Raw genomic sequence first — 15610 nt, forward strand, 5'->3', positions numbered from 1 at the left:
CACCTTGACCGCCGAAGCCACCTTGACCGCCGAAGCCACCTTGACCGCCGAAGCCACCTTGACCGCCGAAGCCACCTTGAGGCTGACCACCACCGAAGCCACCAGCGCCTTGAGCACCAGCAGGAGCACCAGCAGGACGTGGGTTACGTGCAGGAACAACTGTAGAAATGGCATGTTTGTAAACCATTTGACTTACAGTATTTTTCAACAAAACTACATATTGGTCAAATGATTCAATATGACCTTGCAATTTAATACCATTCACCAGGAAGATAGAAACAGGAATACGTTCCTTACGGAGAGAATTTAAGAACGGATCTTGTAAAGTTTGACCTTTAGACATGTTATAACTCCAAAAAATTTAAAAATCAGCGCAAAAACTATCTTTATTTCTCAATAAAAATTATAAAAAAGATAGTTACTAAATTTTGCTTTATCCGTAACACTTTCGCAAGTCCTCTTGAGCCTGCGTGACCGTCAAATATGTTTTAAATTTATGCGATTCTTGCAAAGATCTTAACCAGGTATATTGACGTTTTGCCAGTTGTCGTGTTGCAAATAAAGACTTATCCTCCATTTCTCGTCGTTTTTCGTTACTTTTGTCACTTTTTTGTATAAATTCTAAAGCTTGTCGATAACCAACTGAGCGCATGGATGGTAAATTATCATTTAAATCGTATTTTTCAATCAGCATTTCCACTTCATGTAAAAATCCGATATCCCACATAGTCTTTAGGCGTTGTTCGATACGCTTATGTAATTCTACACGATCAGGCAATAAAGCATGATTATGAAATGTGTAGCGGTATGGTAGATTTTTTGGTTGTTCAGCTTGTAGTTTTGTAATTGGCTGTCCGGTCAGTTTAAATACTTCCAGGGCACGGATAATGCGTTGTTTATCACTGACTTTAAATTTCTGACTCGCTAGAACATCAACTTCACATAATTCTTGGTAAACAGCTTCCCAGCCTTCACGTTCTGCTTTAGCCTCAATTTCAGCACGTACCGCATAATCTGCACTGGGCAAATTACTCGACAATCCTTCTAATAAAGCCTTGAAATACAACATGGTACCTCCGACTAAAATCGGGGTTTTACCGCGCGCATGGATGTCATCAATCAACACACAGGCATCTTCCACAAACTGGGCAGCCGAATACACTTCCAAGGGCGTAATAATGTCGATCAGATGATGCGGATAGTGCGCCTGTTCCTCTTTAGTGGGTTTGGCGGTACCAATGTCCATATCCTGATAAACCAGCGCAGAATCGACAGAAATCAGCTCAAAATGACCTTGCTCATAAAGTTCACATGCCAAAGCGGTTTTACCACTTGCAGTTGGTCCCATTAAATTGATGACCGGCAATTGATTTGACATGTACAACTACTCTCCTCGAGCAAAAAGTTTATCTAATTGTGAAAGTGGAAATGCACGCCAGGTTGGGCGTCCATGATTACACTGACTGGCAAATTCGGTTTGTTCCATTTGGCGCAGCAAAGCGTTCATTTCCGAAAGACTTAAGATACGGTGTGCACGTACAGCACCATGACAGGCCATACCTGCTAAAATTTGATCGCGCTTTTGCAGCAATCCCTGTACTTCGTCATTGGGATCAAGATCATTAAGCAACTCAGGCACTAAAGCTGCAAAATCAGCCTTGTGCAAAATAGCGGGTACTCCGCGTACAATCACCTGCTCATCACCATACTGGTCAATTTCCAGGCCCAAGCGCGCCAACTGACTTTTTAAATCATCTACCCGCATGGCCTGCATACGGCTGATACTGATCACTTTAGGAATCAGCAATTGCTGTGAGATCCAGAATTCGGGTTTATCCCATGCAGCTTTCATTTGCTGCAATACTATGCGTTCATGCGCGGCATGCATATCGACAATAATCAGGCCTTCAGTGTTCTGTGCCAGAATATAAATGCCATGCAACTGTGCAATGGCAATACCGAGTGGATGTTCATCCACATAGGTAGATTGTTGTTTTTCTACACTACTTAGGCTATTCGTTATGGAAGATTGAACATCTGCTTCTTCCCATAACGGCGCAAGATAGCTTTTTAAGGCATTATTCAGCTGCTGTGAGCCGTTATAGCGACCTTGTGACTGCGATGAAGCATAATGTACCGTTTGCGGACTGCTGGAATTAAAATCACTGAGCAAATCCGTGGAAATTTGTGCTTCTGGTTGTGGTGTATAGGCATCTACCGCCTTATGCAGTTGAAATTGTTCCTGATAACGCGGCTGCGGTTGTAGCGAAGCCATCTGGTCTGCTTCATCTCTTTTCATTGCCGAAGCCAGTTCAGCAGTGGCGGTTTGAAATTGAGACAGTTTTTCTTTGGCAAAATGCCTTACAAATTCATGCACTTCACGCTGGTTTAAAAAACGGATTTCATGTTTGGTGGGATGTACATTGACATCAATATTTTCAGGATCCACCTCTAAAAACAGCAAATAGGCAGCATGCTGATGGCCATGCAAAATGCCATCATAGGCCATACGCAAGGCATGCGAGATGGTTTTATCTTTAACAATCCGTCCATTCACATAGACATATTGTAAATCTGCTTGTGCTCTTGCATCTGATGGATGTCCTAGCCAGCCAGATAGGCGCATATTAATACTGTCGGCATCGATCCAGTACGCATTTTCAGTAAATTGTCGGCCCAAAAGCTGCTGCACACGCTGGAAGCGCAGTTCACCGCTATCTGCAATCGGCAAATTCAGGCGGATATTATTGTTATGTTCTAAAACAAAACGGATATCGAAATGGGTTAGGGCCAGACGACGGACAATTTCTTCAATATGACCAAATTCAGTACCCTGTTTTTTTAAGAACTTGCGACGTGCCGGCACATTAAAAAACAGGTCTTGTACCCGAATATGCGTGCCTTTTTGCGTTGCGACCGCTTGAATTTCCTGATGATCAAAAGCCGTACCATTGACTTCAACCTGATAGCCCACTCCTTCATCGTCTTGACTGCTGCATAGGGTTAAACGCGAAACTGCGGCAATAGAGGCCAAGGCTTCACCACGAAAGCCCAAACTGACAATGGCCTGCAAATCATCTGCCGTTTGAATTTTACTGGTGGCATGACGCATCACTGCCAGGGACAAATCTTCAGGATGAATACCACGGCCATTGTCGATAATTTCAATTAAGGTGCTGCCACCTTGCTCAACCCGAATAACAAGCTCCGTCGCACCCGCATCAATCGAGTTTTCCAGTAATTCTTTGACTACGGAGGCGGGACGTTCAATCACCTCACCCGCAGCAATCTGGTTCGCCAGTGCTGGATTAAGCGTATGAATACGACGCAAGCTTATTACATCATCATGCATTGTTAAATTGACTCGCTAAGGCTTGTTGTAATGCTTCAGATGAGAAACTTAAAGTTGCGCTACGCGTTAGCTCATCTTCAGACTTTTCAATATTGATGATCAGATCCGGCTCTGGTATTTCATCACCACCTTTGGATGGCCATTCAAATAAAAATAGCGCATTCGGTGTTTCTAAATAGTCACGAATACCCATCAGTTCAAGTTCATATGGGTCATTCAATCGGTATAAATCGAAGTGGAAAATGTCTTTTCCGTGAATATTATACGGTTCTACCAAGGTATAAGTTGGGCTTTTGACCGCCCCTTGATGACCCAAACTTTGCAAGAAATAGCGGGTAAGCGTGGTCTTGCCTGCACCCAAATCACCAATTAAGTAAATCACGCCCGCGGTAAAATGCTGTGCCAAAACCTGTGCTAAATTTTGGGTATCGTCTTCATTGTTTAAGGCCAGTTTAAATGAATAGTGCATATTACTCACGACATGATTTCAAAGACCAATTATGATAGCATCGCACCGCTTTATTGCCCATGCTCGCACTTGCAAATGTGTAACTTTTCCTACATTTCCTTGTAGATATTATTCATTTTGATTAACGACAGATTGATCCAAGACAAATCACATGACCAGCACTGAATTTATTCCCCCGATGCTAGATGGCGTAAGCGCAAGCAAAGTCTTTCTTCCTAAAATTACCCCAGCACCGAACAGTATCTTTCAATATCTATGTCAGCAGTTTCCACATATTGCCAAGGATGAATGGCTGCAACGTTTTGCCGATGGTTTAATTTATGATTCCTGCGGTCAGCTACTAAACTGTGATGCGCCTTATACTGAAAATAGTCATGTGTTTTATTACCGTTTCTTGGCTCATGAAATTCATGTTCCTTTTGAACATGAAGTTTTATTTGAAAATGAACACTTGCTGGTGGTCGATAAACCACATTATTTAACCATCAGTCCGACGGGTCAGTACGTTCAAGAAACACTATTAGTACGTTTAAAAAAACAGACGGGGAATGAATTTTTAACTCCGATTCATCGTCTAGACCGCGAAACTGCAGGTGTGGTTTTATTCTCGAAACAAGCCTCTACACGGGCAATTTATCAGGAGATGTTTGCCAGACGTGAGGTGAAAAAGACCTATCATGCCATTGCGCCTTTTCATGCCGATTTAGCATTTCCCTGTTATACACGTTATCGCATGGAAAAAGGCCAGCCGTTCTACACCATGCAAGTGGTTGAAGGAACAATAAATAGTGAAACAGAGATTGATTTAATCGAGCATGATGCAGCATGGGCTAAATATGAGCTTAGACCCACCACCGGCAAGCAGCACCAATTGCGCGTGCACTTAAACAGTTTGGGCATTGCCATTAAAAACGATCCCTTTTATCCAACAGTACAACACAAAAGGGAAGATGATTTTGCTGCTCCACTTCAGCTTTTAGCCCAGCATATTGCTTTTATTGATCCTCTTTCCAAACAGGAGATGGCATTTTCGTCTCACTTTGATCTGACATTGTAATATGCTTGTCATTACAAATTATTTTAGTAAATATGGTGTATGAATATTGAAATTACATTCAATTTGATTAAAATAAATGCTGAAAAGTTAAGTAATTAGACGTATTTAAAAAATCATGAGAAAAACCGAAGTTTATCAAATACGACTTGATTCCCAAGAAAAAAAACATGCTTTTGCAGTGTTTAAACAATTGGGCATTACGCCAGCACAAGCAGTACGACTATTTTTCAGACAAGTCGTATTAACAAAATCCATTCCTTTTTCTATTGAAAATCAAAATATTAATCTTGATCAACTGAATAGAATCCGCAAATTAAAGCAACAGCAAACAGAATTGAATCTGCCCGTTGATCACGGCATGGATATGGATCAGGAATTTGCTTTGGATGATGATCATTTAGACTTGTTTGAAGAGCTGAATGCCATTTTGGGCGAAAGTGACAAAACTTAACAGTGTTGCATTTACAAACAAAATTTAGAAAAAATCTTATATAAACTTAGGTATGCTTCATGCAAGGACAATAAAAAAGCATGGAGTATCGCATGATCGTAAGACGCGCAACTTTAGAAGATTTACATCCCCTTGCTGTTTTATTCGATGAATATCGCCAATTTTACGGTGCTTCTTCCAATCTGGATTTATCTTATCAATACTTAAAACAACGTTTTGAAAACCAGGAAAGTATTATTTTTATTCACGTGAAAGATGATGTCTTTACCGGTTTTATTTTGCTGTATTTGGGTTTTTCTTCAGTATCATGTTCCATTTATTATATTCTGGATGATGTTTACGTCACCCCAATTTATCGTCGTCAGGGTTCCGCTAAACAACTGATTGATACTGCTATTTTATTTGCCCGTCATGAAAATGCGATTCGCATTAGCCTGGAAACACAAAAAACCAATTATAAATCACACCAGCTGTATGAAAAAATGGGTTTTGTCAAAGATAATGAATTTCAGATCTATCATTGTTTCCTCAAATAACGATTAAACCGTCATTCGTGTCTTGGCCAGTTCCACCTGTACGGCGCTGAGATAGATCCACTGCCCTTCTTCCAAATCTGTTAATTCCAATGCACCAATTTGCTGACGATGTAATTGCTCAACTTTATTGCCTACCGCCGCCAGCATTCGTTTCACCTGATGATAAACACCCTGATGAACGGTGAACTGCAATTCGTTTTCTGCAAATTGCACAAGCTCCGTTGCAGCAAAAATACCTGATTCGTTGCGTAGTTCCACGCCCTGCTCCAGTTGCTGGATTTGTTCTGTGGTCACAGGATCAGCCGTATGCATGCGGTAAACTTTGGCCACATGTTTTTTCGGATGAGTTAATGCCTGTAAAAATTGCCCATCATCGGTAAGTAATAACAGTCCACTAGTATCCTGATCCAGACGTCCTACACATTGCAAGCCACGATTCATCAATACATCATCAAACAAATCGAATACGCTAAAATGATGGGTGGCCTGATGTGAACACTCATAACCTTGCGGCTTATTTAAGGCGATATAAACCTTTTCCCGATAATCAAAAGTTTCACCATAGACGGAAAAACTGAGTCCATTTAAATCCAGTTTATGTTTTGGATTGATGATCACTTCACCTTGAATGGCAATCGCCCCATTTTTAATGAGCTGCTGGCAATGTTTACGCGAACCAAAACCCTGCGATTGCAACATCTTTTCCAACAACATAGACCCAACCTTTTACTATCACGAAATACGCATTCTATACTGAAATGAGGACTCTTTTTATTGTTCCTGCCTTTTCAGGCATATCTACCGTCAAAACCTTATACAATATGCATGATTTATCACTTTCTCCCTTTAAATAATGTCCCATTTAGATTTAAACCTGGTCGTTCTGCTGGTTTTATTGGCCTGCGGTATCTTTAGCCATAATAGTGCCGTGACCATTGCTGCGGGCGTACTGATTGTTTTTCGCATTACCCCACTGAGTGAATATTTCCCCTACTTGCAGCAACATGGTTTAAATATTGGCATCATTATTTTAACCATTGGTGTGCTCACGCCTATTGCCAGTGGCAAAATTCCGGGAGATGCCATTTTAAAATCATTTATGAGCTGGAAATCATTACTTGCCATCGCCATTGGCGTACTGGTCGCATGGCTGGGTGGACGAGGAGTCAAACTAATGAGCAACCAACCTGATGTGGTTGCAGGTTTACTCATCGGAACAGTTGCAGGCGTGGCTGTGTTGCGTGGCGTTCCTGTCGGTCCATTAATTGCCGCCGGGATACTGACCCTGTTTATTGGATATTCTTAGATTCTCAAATCTTAAGCCTGCAAACCGGAACTTGCAAGCCTGAACTTCAGGAACTAGGCAGCTTTTCGAAATAAAATGCTGCTTAAAAGCATGCCAACCAGAGACAGTGTTGCCATGAGAATTCCCACCCAAAACCACGAGCCTGTGGCCAGTACAATGGAAGCAATCAACGGCGGCAACAGAAATTGCGATGTGGCGGAAAATTGCAAGACCAATCCTATTGTAGTGGTAATAGCAATCGGCTTTGCGGAAAAATTTAATACTTGAGAAAACACGACCGCTGCTACCAAACCGCCAAATAGTGAAAAGCTCAAAACCAATATAAATTGCAGACTAAAGGGCAAGATTTCACGTAATAAATAAAAACTCAGGGCACAGACCATTAAGATGGCAAAACCGGTTTGGACTAAAGTTTGAGGCCGAAAACCACGCTGTAACAGTAAGCCACAGGTAAAGGTACCAATGGCATTGGCAATTGCCACCATAGCAGTCAAGGCACCTGCCATTGCTAAAGAAATTTGATATTGCTGATAAATGCTGGGTAAAAAACCGACCAAACCAAACCATTGCCCAGCATATACACCAAAAATAATGGCCAGAATCCACGCAGGAGGATGTTTTAAAGTCAGTTTAATTAAATCAAATATTACAACCGACTGGGTATGGGTTTGCACTGCAGGAATAACCACGTAAATCACGCCAGCCAAAGCGAGTGATAATACACCGAAACACATCCAGACCCCTTGCCATCCGATGCTATTGAGCAGAAAGGGAGTACATAACAAGCCTATTCCCATCCCGCCTCCCATATAGGCGCTCCACAGCCCCATCTTGGCTTGCAACTGCTCAACAGGAACCAGTTGGCGGATAAAAGCAGGCCCACTTAAGGTAATCAGTAAAAATCCGAAACCTTCGACCACACGCAGTGCCAGCAACGCCCGGAATTCCTGCACAAAACCACCGGTGAAACTGGCGAATGCGAGTAAACTCAAGCCCAATAGTACACAGCGTTTTAAGCCAATTTTAGCAGTATAACTACCCAGCACAAGTGCCATGCACATACCGGCAACCTGTACCAGAGACAATAAAAAACCGGCTTGTACCAAGCTAATGCCTAACTCAGCTTGGAGTACAGGAACCGCGGGTGGCAACTTGCCTACATGCATGGCAGCGACAAATCCTGCTGTAATAATCCATAAATCTTTGCTCAGCCAATGCACGGAACTCACAACCCTCTCCTTCAGCGATTCCAGCGCTAGACTAGCAAGAATAAAAACAGTTTTTTATCGTTGATTTATATCGACTTAGAACTTAGAACAATCAGTCTGGTATTGACTCATTCCATTAGAAATTTCATCTGGAGTTTTGAACCTGTGCAAAATTCAGCACACCCTTTTAAACAGAATAATACTGATTACGCTTTTGCGAGAATTTAGCCAGTTGCTTTAAGAAACCTTCAAAATAACTTTTCTCTTTCTCTTCAGTTCTATAGCCCGCATACAAAGTACGGCGCAAACCTGTAGAAGATACACAGTCTAAACGGCGTGAAGTCACCCAGCCTTTTTGCTCATATTCATTTACCACCCAGTCTGGAAGTGCCGCGATACCACGGCCACTAGCCACCAGTTGAATCAGCATCTGGGTTAAATCCGTGGTCCGGATCTGTTTCGGCTGAATATTAGCAGGAATAAACAGTTTCGCCATGATATCCAGACGGTGCTTATCGACAGGATAAGTAATCAGGGTTTCATCAGCCAATTCTTGTACGGTGATACGTTCGGCACGAACTAAAGGATGAGTGTTGGATAAGACTAACCGCGATTCATATTCAAAAATCGGGAAATATTCAATACCTTTTAAAGCAATCGGATCTGCGGTAATCAGCAGATCAAATTCTGCATTTTGCAGCAATTCATGCGGATTGGCTTCAAAGCCTGAAGCAAAGTCCAGATCTACATCAGGATATAAATGACGATATTGATTCAGTAGCGGCATCAACCAGTCAAAACAGCTATGACATTCAGATGAAAAAATAATTCGCCCGGTCTGTCCATGCACAATACGGGTGATGTCGGTTTGGGTTATCTGAATTTGTGGCAATACATCATCTGCCAATTTCAGTAAACGCTGCCCCACATTCGAAAAAGTCACCGGACGGCTACGGCGATTCACCACTTCTACCCCATACCAATGGTCCAGTTCTTTCAGTTGATGGGAAATTGCAGATGGCGTTAAACACAGGTCATTGGCAGCAGCCACCAATGAACCATGCTCACGTAAGGCAGTTAAAGTTTTTAAATGGCGAATTTCAAGCATGAGTAAGGGTCCAGCAAAACATCGTTTTGCCCTTACGCAAGGCTTTCAGCTATGCTGGAAGTGCGAAGGACAATAAAAGCAGCTTTGCCTGAGCGCAAGACGAGAAGCTATACTTCGAGTGGCAAGAACCTGGCAAAACTTAAAATAAATGAAAACCATGAATTTGACTGTATTTTTTCTATTTATCTGAAAACGAATACTCAAATTCAGCAACTCATAAATGAATATAATTCACTATACCATAGAATTAATTAGTCTGTTTCATGTTTAGTTTTATCCGATGATGTTTTCAACAAAAATGATCTGCCTTTAGAAAAAACATCATGACCCCTGCTGTCCCATAGTTGAAGTCCATGGGTTAGAAGTGCGTAAAGAAGCGGAAGCAGCATAATCTATAGAGACGAGCCATAGATTTTCAAAAAAGAGAGTAAAGTAAAGATAGCTCCTTTATAGGGACTATTTTTTATCATCAAATTCATGATGAGCTAGCTAAATTTATAATATTGTCCGGTACTAAAATCATACAGGCTGATGGTCGAGCCTGAAATGGTGATTTCATAATAACTTGAGTTGCCATAATGATAACCTTCGTATTTTTTTATGCCTTTCTTTTTTAAACTGATAAATTCGCTATGACCATAATCGTAGAGGTTAAATTCCCGACCGGTGTTTCGTCCTTCAAAAACCGCTGACCGCTGGTAATCATACAGTTTTGCTTCTTGTGTATTTACATTACCGCTGATTTGAGGATATGCACTTTCATTATAATCATAAATATTTGATTTATGATTGCCAAATTCCAGCTTGGCCACCACTAAGGCAAGCGCTGCTCTTTGATACTGTTTCATATATTTTCCTTTGAGTTTTTATTATTTTAAGTCAGTGAAAAAATCATCCTGTTTTTTTCACTTTACAAACTGATCCAGATTATTGTTATTCAGAAACAACATAACAAATTATTTTTCCGGCTCAAAGTGATAATTGTTATGAGATTTTACATTCGTCCATATTCTTGCTTGTACTCGCAGCAACATAGCCATTCAAATCTGTCATGGACACAGCCATTCAGTAACGAATTATTAGAAATAATTTATCCTTAAACATAAGCTTGATCAGCAATTTCATGGAAGAGTTTAAGCATTATTAGCTATTTTTAATCCGGTAATTTTTTCCCACAATGTGGGCAATAGGCATATTGCTCGCGTTCTTGCTTCAATGCTTCTTCTCGCTGTTCACGCAGTAACTGGAAAATAATATTGCGCGTTTGCTCTGAAGTGAGTCCCACCTCTTTACGCATACTTTCTATTTTTTCCTGATCATTGAATAGATCAATTTCAGAACTTTGCAATAACTCTCTAAATTTTAATTCCAGATTCTGCTTACGCTGTTCAAGTTCATAGGTCAGGCCGGTTGCCAAGATACCTGCCGGTAAAGCGGCCAGCCCCACACCTAAAATGGTAATCAGTGCACCGAGGAAACGACCTAATGGCGTGATAGGAGTAACATCTCCATAACCCACAGTGGTCAGCGTCACTACCGCCCACCACATCGATGCCGGAATTGAAGTAAACACATCAGGCTGAGCTTTACTTTCTACCACGTAAATACAGGCGGCAGCCATCACAATCATAATGCTTAAAATAAAGAGGACCGCCTGAAAAGAGCCTTTTTCACGTTCAATCACGCGTAATAGAATTTGCAAAGAAACAAAATAGCGGGTCAATTTTAATAATCTTATGAGCCGTAAAATTCTCAGGAAGCGTAAATCAATAGGCACCCAGAAATTGATATAAGCTGGTAAAATGGCGAGTAAATCAATGAGTGCTGCACCACTTTTCACCCAATGCAGGCGATTGTTCCATGCACTGTGAAATGGATTTTCTTCGGCAACTGACCAAAAACGGAGTAAATATTCAAGTGAAAAAATCAGGATCGAAAAGTATTCAAAAAGATCGAAAAACACTGAATAGGATTGGTAAATGTCATTCACCGACTCCAATAACACTGCTGCAGCATTGCCAATAATCAGTAAAATTAAAAAATAGTTGATCGCACGACTAAACCTGGTTTCGTAGTCTTCATTATGTAAATTGTTATAAACGAATTTTCTTAGTGTATACCACGTGCTAAATGCCATAGCCGTACATATTGTAATTTAAAGGCTGTAGTTTAACCCAAGTTTGCAAAGATGTAATGAGTGAAAAATCATGCTGTATTTGTCACTCACTAATTTAGCATTACTTTAATTTATTCAAAAAATTATTCAACAAAAAGCAGCGCCAAGCGTACCTGGTCATAACCCATACGCGGACTGGTCGCTTCTACAATCGGGCGCAGCTTGATTGCACCATCCTCACTAAAGTGTTCAGGACTTTGCCGTTTCATTAAACGCTTATAAATTTTGCGTACCTGTTCCACCACCTCATCTCCCGGATGAGCCACCGAAATATCCAGACCTTGCTCTTTATGCAGTTTCGCCAAATGATTAATAATGGTAGCAGGTGTTAATCCACGCTCAACCGCAATGTCCTTAATTTCATAACCTTCTTCAAAAAGCTCACGCGTTTCATCCAGTGTAGCCGTGGCATAATTGGTTTTACCACCACTTTTAGCAATTTTCTTTTCATTGCGCTGAATTTCAGTTTCATTCAGGGTACCGCCACAATGACGAATAAAGGCTTTATGCTGAGGAGCTAAATCAATCAACTCAAAGTGATTTTCTGCTTCTTCTGACAATTCCTGAAAACGGCGATCAGCCTTAATAGCCAAACTATCCAGTTCCAGCGCCTGAGTATTCATACCTAAAAGTTTCAAGCCATTTAAAGCTTTTAAACGCGACAGCGCTACATAGCCCTGACCTTTCTCAAAGGTATGCGCCAGATTGATTTCAGCCGCTTCCAGAGTCATGCCTTGTGACTTATGAATGGTAATGGCCCAAGCCAGACGTAATGGAATTTGCTGAAAGCTGGCAATGGTTTTACCGGCATCGTTATCGACCGACCAGGTTTCAGGCTCAACCAGCAGTACAGTACCATCGGTCAATTTTACTTTTGGCAAAATGCCGTGTTCATCATCTTCTTCAAAGCCAATCACTTCGCCCAAACTGCCGTTAATATAGCCCATATCAAAGTTGTTTTTCACAAACATCACTTTGGCATTTTTCTTTAAGGTCAGGTTTTCAGGCGCACGAACTGAAGATTTCAAGGTTTCGATCAGCTTGTCATTGCCATCACAAATCGCATCAAATTGACGGCCATCTGCTTCAATGGCATTCAAATGCTTAAAGTTGATGCTATCCACATCCATATTGTGGGTATATAAACGGGTAAAGGTTTCGCCAATATCCTGACCACGAGTTTGTTCCAAGGCCTGAAGATGTTCGGTCGTAATACTTTGACTACGAATGGCATTCAAGATGTCATTTAAATAGTCATTGCCCTGACGGTGTTGCTCGGTCAGATAACAGACCCGAAATTTTGCCTCAACCCAGGCATCCGACATAAAACAGAATTTGTCACGGTTGCGTTCGTCATTTTTACCTACCGGCGGTAACTGGAAAAAGTCACCTGCGACAATGACCTGAATGCCGCCAAAAGCCTCATCGCTTTCTTTAAAATATTTTAAAACCTGATTGACCAGATTCAGCTGCTTGGCATGCAGCATGGAGATTTCATCAATAATCAGTACCTGGGCATTTTCCAAATGCTCTTTTAGGTATTTGCGTTCCTTCATGTTTTTCAGGTCGGCATCTGCCAGAAAATCCTTGATGCCAATGCCTGCCCAGGTATGAATGGTCATACCATTCATATGGGTTGCCGCAATGCCTGTGGATGCGGTAATGGCAACCGGCACCTTACGGGCTTTCAAATAATTGATGTACTGATTGAGTGTATAGGTTTTCCCTGCACCAGCCGAACCTGTTAAAAAGACATTTTCGCCTGCTTTTAAAAGCTTGAGTGCAGTTTCTTGTTTCATAAGACCTATAACCGTAAATTAACGGCTATAGCCTACCGATTTTTTCCCTAAAAGTTAAGCCCAGAAAAAAGTTTAGCGACAGCCACTGTCACTTAAACGGCGCAAACTGCAGGTTTAACCAGGAGATAAATTGCAGTGTGATATTCACAAAAAGGTATTCAGTTTTTTTATTATGCGGATATTCCAGCTGGTCATAGATCAATTGACCATCCCGCAGGTAACAGCCTAAAGTCATATGCAGCTTGCCGGTTTGCGAGACCATATGAAAAGCCACATATTCCCTTTCAATAATCCGCTGTGCATAGCTTGCCGCCAGACAATTATGGCACCTTTGCGATTCCTGAATAATACGCTCCAGATCTGCCAGTTCTTCAAAGCTCCAGCTAGCGAAGTGCATAATCTTTTCTGGCATCACCGGTTGCCATACCACGAGTGCATAATTTTTCTTGAGCTGGCTGATAATTTCCTGCTTTTGAATGTAACTATGCCAATCCGTCGCCTGATGATAAAACCCGATCCAGCTGGTACTTTTTGGTACAGACTGATTATCCTTAAAAAATTCGACCAGATAATCCCGCACATAGGAATCAAACACAGACACCCGGATGTTTCGACCACGCAAATAAAAGACTTGCCGGAACTCATCCATCTGCATTTTGTAGCGCTGCAACACCGTATAAAACTCACGATTTTGATGGGTTTCCGGCCGGATATACGCCATTAAATCATGACTAAAATCTTGGGTGATTTTATGCAGATGCAGCATATAGGCCTGCATCACCCGACTTAGGCGCAAATAGATTTTTTTAACGGTTTTTTCATTGCCTTTGCTGACATTACGCATGAGTTCCATCCATTCATCCAGATATAAAATGGAAGGGCTAATGGCAATGCGATGATCATCCAGTACTTGATCTTGCCCTTTCAGCACCACGCTCTGATTATGTTCATGCTCAAACCAGGCTTCCTGCATGGCAAAATAGTGGCAGCTATGAATAAACATACGGGCTGAACAATGCTGAAAGTACTGCAAGGTGGCCAGAATGACTTGCGAATGAACCTGACTGCTATCGACAAAACTGAGGGCCGTGACTGCCACTCGTACACTGCTCTGTTGAATATTTCGACTCAGCCAGTCCAGAACCTCCGCAGACTGTTTAAACAGCCAGTTTACTGCACGCGGATAATCAAATAAGGGAAATTTTGCGACTTTCTTTTGCCAGACCACAGTCGAAGTATCTAAAAAATTTTGCTTAGAAAGTAAATCATCACGCTGCCAAAGTTCACGCCGCATTAATCGCACAAAACCAAGTAAGGCAGATTGTTCTTGCGCATGCCGATACAGTAACTGGATATCGTCTTGATGTTCGATTAACTCATGCAAGTTAAAGCGCTCTTCAAATGAAAGCGCCATAATGCGATACATGGGCGCAGGTAAAAACTGCGCGGCGCTAAAACAAAACTCATCCAGTGCTTCCATTAAGGACTGGATGGGTGAAAATTCATCGCCATAAACCCTTTGCACGGAACAGATCTCTTGCAACAGCTGGATCACCGCTTCAGGCAATGCCTTTTTATTCACTACAGAATCAGTCAATACGGCAAAAGAATAAATATTGGCTTTCATCATCAGCTGATCAATAATTTCAGCTTCCGGCAATGAAATATTTTTCAAATAAGCACTCACCCGCTCTGCGCCATGCACCCACAGGTACACTTGATCCAGCAATAGCTGTCGCAGTTGTTGGGCCTTTTGACGCAAATAGAGTGAATGTTGCGGCTTTAAATCATTGGTGAGAAAGTACAGGTCATGCAGAATAAATTCTTCTAATAATTCAGCTTTCTGCCCCAAGTAGGTAAAATCACAGTGCAAAATGCTTTTCAGGCCCGACTCTGGTGCATAAAATTGCAGTTGAAATAGGCCATTCGCGACTTGTACAACATTCCGCTCCTGATCGATCCGAAACATATTTTGCGCATTCAGGTGTCCAACCAAATGCAGCTGATCTTGAAAAATATCATTTAAATTTTTAGAAATTCTGAGTAACTGTTTCGCAATCCCTTGATATTGCGGTACTAAACGTTCCTGTTCCATACTCGCCCCAAATTAAACTTAGCAGCCAGGATAAATAATCATCTCATTCGGAT

The 15610-nt window shown here is 41.5% G+C and carries 15 protein-coding genes; 4 read left to right on the forward strand and 11 right to left on the reverse strand.

All coding sequences use genetic code 11. The features are described from left to right. The 4 genes from hfq to tsaE all read right to left on the reverse strand — a co-directional run. A partial coding sequence (hfq, locus tag B9T29_RS10965) for an RNA chaperone Hfq (protein ID WP_086175969.1) occupies nucleotides 1–343 on the reverse strand: 343 nt, incomplete at its 3' end. Nucleotides 344–433: 90 nt separating this feature from the next. Continuing rightward, complete coding sequence (miaA, locus tag B9T29_RS10970) at nucleotides 434–1378, reverse strand: tRNA (adenosine(37)-N6)-dimethylallyltransferase MiaA (RefSeq protein ID WP_086175970.1); 945 nt, start codon at nucleotides 1376–1378, stop codon at nucleotides 434–436. A gap of 6 nt (nucleotides 1379–1384) precedes the next feature. Further along, the gene (gene mutL / locus B9T29_RS10975; RefSeq protein ID WP_086175971.1) at nucleotides 1385–3352 is read right to left on the reverse strand and encodes a DNA mismatch repair endonuclease MutL; all 1968 of its coding nucleotides are present in this window, start codon (nucleotides 3350–3352) and stop codon (nucleotides 1385–1387) included. After that, the gene (gene tsaE / locus B9T29_RS10980; RefSeq protein WP_086175972.1) at nucleotides 3345–3821 is read right to left on the reverse strand and encodes a tRNA (adenosine(37)-N6)-threonylcarbamoyltransferase complex ATPase subunit type 1 TsaE; all 477 of its coding nucleotides are present in this window, start codon (nucleotides 3819–3821) and stop codon (nucleotides 3345–3347) included. The genes mutL and tsaE overlap by 8 nt, the downstream gene beginning before the upstream one ends. Nucleotides 3822–3972: 151 nt before the next feature. On the opposite strand from tsaE, the gene B9T29_RS10985 reads away from it, so the two are divergent. The 3 genes from B9T29_RS10985 (at nucleotide 3973) to B9T29_RS10995 (ending at nucleotide 5865) form a co-directional block, all read left to right on the forward strand. Continuing rightward, nucleotides 3973–4878, forward strand: a complete 906-nt coding sequence (locus B9T29_RS10985) for a pseudouridine synthase (protein ID WP_086175973.1) — start codon at nucleotides 3973–3975, stop codon at nucleotides 4876–4878. A 115-nt stretch (nucleotides 4879–4993) separates the two neighbouring features. Then, nucleotides 4994–5329, forward strand: a complete 336-nt coding sequence (locus B9T29_RS10990; RefSeq protein WP_086175974.1) for a type II toxin-antitoxin system RelB/DinJ family antitoxin — start codon at nucleotides 4994–4996, stop codon at nucleotides 5327–5329. A 92-nt stretch (nucleotides 5330–5421) separates the two neighbouring features. After that, nucleotides 5422–5865, forward strand: coding sequence for a GNAT family N-acetyltransferase (locus B9T29_RS10995; RefSeq protein ID WP_086175975.1), 444 nt, complete (start codon nucleotides 5422–5424; stop codon nucleotides 5863–5865). Between the two features lie 3 nt (nucleotides 5866–5868). Here B9T29_RS10995 and B9T29_RS11000 read toward each other — a convergent pair whose 3' ends face one another. Further along, nucleotides 5869–6579: a pseudouridine synthase gene (locus tag B9T29_RS11000; RefSeq protein WP_086175976.1), complete on the reverse strand. Its 711-nt coding sequence runs from the start codon at nucleotides 6577–6579 to the stop codon at nucleotides 5869–5871. Nucleotides 6580–6718: 139 nt separating this feature from the next. Here B9T29_RS11000 and B9T29_RS11005 point away from each other — a divergent pair, with 139 nt between their 5' ends. Further along, the gene (locus B9T29_RS11005) at nucleotides 6719–7171 is read left to right on the forward strand and encodes a DUF441 domain-containing protein (RefSeq protein ID WP_086175977.1); all 453 of its coding nucleotides are present in this window, start codon (nucleotides 6719–6721) and stop codon (nucleotides 7169–7171) included. Between the two features lie 53 nt (nucleotides 7172–7224). Here the strand turns inward: B9T29_RS11005 and B9T29_RS11010 are convergent, their stop codons facing one another. The 6 genes from B9T29_RS11010 to B9T29_RS11040 form a co-directional block, all read right to left on the reverse strand. Further along, a complete protein-coding gene (locus B9T29_RS11010; RefSeq protein ID WP_086175978.1) occupies nucleotides 7225–8400 on the reverse strand; it encodes a CynX/NimT family MFS transporter in 1176 nt (391 codons plus the stop codon). Between the two features lie 166 nt (nucleotides 8401–8566). Further along, nucleotides 8567–9487, reverse strand: a complete 921-nt coding sequence (locus tag B9T29_RS11015) for a LysR family transcriptional regulator (RefSeq protein ID WP_086175979.1) — start codon at nucleotides 9485–9487, stop codon at nucleotides 8567–8569. Between the two features lie 485 nt (nucleotides 9488–9972). Beyond that, on the reverse strand, nucleotides 9973–10335 hold the full coding sequence (locus B9T29_RS11025) for a hypothetical protein (RefSeq protein WP_086175981.1): 363 nt from the start codon (nucleotides 10333–10335) through the stop codon (nucleotides 9973–9975). A gap of 305 nt (nucleotides 10336–10640) precedes the next feature. After that, nucleotides 10641–11624 carry an ion transporter gene (locus B9T29_RS11030; protein ID WP_086175982.1) on the reverse strand — a complete coding sequence of 328 codons (984 nt, stop codon included), beginning with the start codon at nucleotides 11622–11624 and terminating at the stop codon, nucleotides 10641–10643. 122 nt (nucleotides 11625–11746) lie between these two features. Continuing rightward, on the reverse strand, nucleotides 11747–13462 hold the full coding sequence (locus B9T29_RS11035; protein WP_086175983.1) for an AAA family ATPase: 1716 nt from the start codon (nucleotides 13460–13462) through the stop codon (nucleotides 11747–11749). A gap of 88 nt (nucleotides 13463–13550) precedes the next feature. Next, entirely contained in the window at nucleotides 13551–15557 is a 2007-nt protein-coding gene (locus B9T29_RS11040) for a hypothetical protein (RefSeq protein WP_086175984.1), read from the reverse strand. Between the last annotated feature and the right edge of the window lie 53 nt (nucleotides 15558–15610).

Source organism: Acinetobacter sp. ANC 3903 (assembly GCF_002135315.1).
Lineage (GTDB): Bacteria > Pseudomonadota > Gammaproteobacteria > Pseudomonadales > Moraxellaceae > Acinetobacter.

Excerpts from the sequence above, each read along its gene's own strand:
- tsaE (WP_086175972.1), bottom strand. The coding sequence starts at position 3,821 with ATGCACTATTCATTTAAACTGGCCTTAAACAATGAAGACGATACCCAA.
- B9T29_RS10990 (WP_086175974.1), top strand. The coding sequence starts at position 4,994 with ATGAGAAAAACCGAAGTTTATCAAATACGACTTGATTCCCAAGAAAAA.
- B9T29_RS10995 (WP_086175975.1), top strand. The coding sequence starts at position 5,422 with ATGATCGTAAGACGCGCAACTTTAGAAGATTTACATCCCCTTGCTGTT.
- B9T29_RS11015 (WP_086175979.1), bottom strand. The coding sequence starts at position 9,487 with ATGCTTGAAATTCGCCATTTAAAAACTTTAACTGCCTTACGTGAGCAT.
- mutL (WP_086175971.1), bottom strand. The coding sequence starts at position 3,352 with ATGCATGATGATGTAATAAGCTTGCGTCGTATTCATACGCTTAATCCA.
- B9T29_RS11005 (WP_086175977.1), top strand. The coding sequence starts at position 6,719 with ATGTCCCATTTAGATTTAAACCTGGTCGTTCTGCTGGTTTTATTGGCC.
- B9T29_RS11025 (WP_086175981.1), bottom strand. The coding sequence starts at position 10,335 with ATGAAACAGTATCAAAGAGCAGCGCTTGCCTTAGTGGTGGCCAAGCTG.
- B9T29_RS11030 (WP_086175982.1), bottom strand. The coding sequence starts at position 11,624 with ATGGCATTTAGCACGTGGTATACACTAAGAAAATTCGTTTATAACAAT.
- B9T29_RS10985 (WP_086175973.1), top strand. The coding sequence starts at position 3,973 with ATGACCAGCACTGAATTTATTCCCCCGATGCTAGATGGCGTAAGCGCA.
- B9T29_RS11035 (WP_086175983.1), bottom strand. The coding sequence starts at position 13,462 with ATGAAACAAGAAACTGCACTCAAGCTTTTAAAAGCAGGCGAAAATGTC.
- B9T29_RS11000 (WP_086175976.1), bottom strand. The coding sequence starts at position 6,579 with ATGTTGTTGGAAAAGATGTTGCAATCGCAGGGTTTTGGTTCGCGTAAA.
- miaA (WP_086175970.1), bottom strand. The coding sequence starts at position 1,378 with ATGTCAAATCAATTGCCGGTCATCAATTTAATGGGACCAACTGCAAGT.
- B9T29_RS11040 (WP_086175984.1), bottom strand. The coding sequence starts at position 15,557 with ATGGAACAGGAACGTTTAGTACCGCAATATCAAGGGATTGCGAAACAG.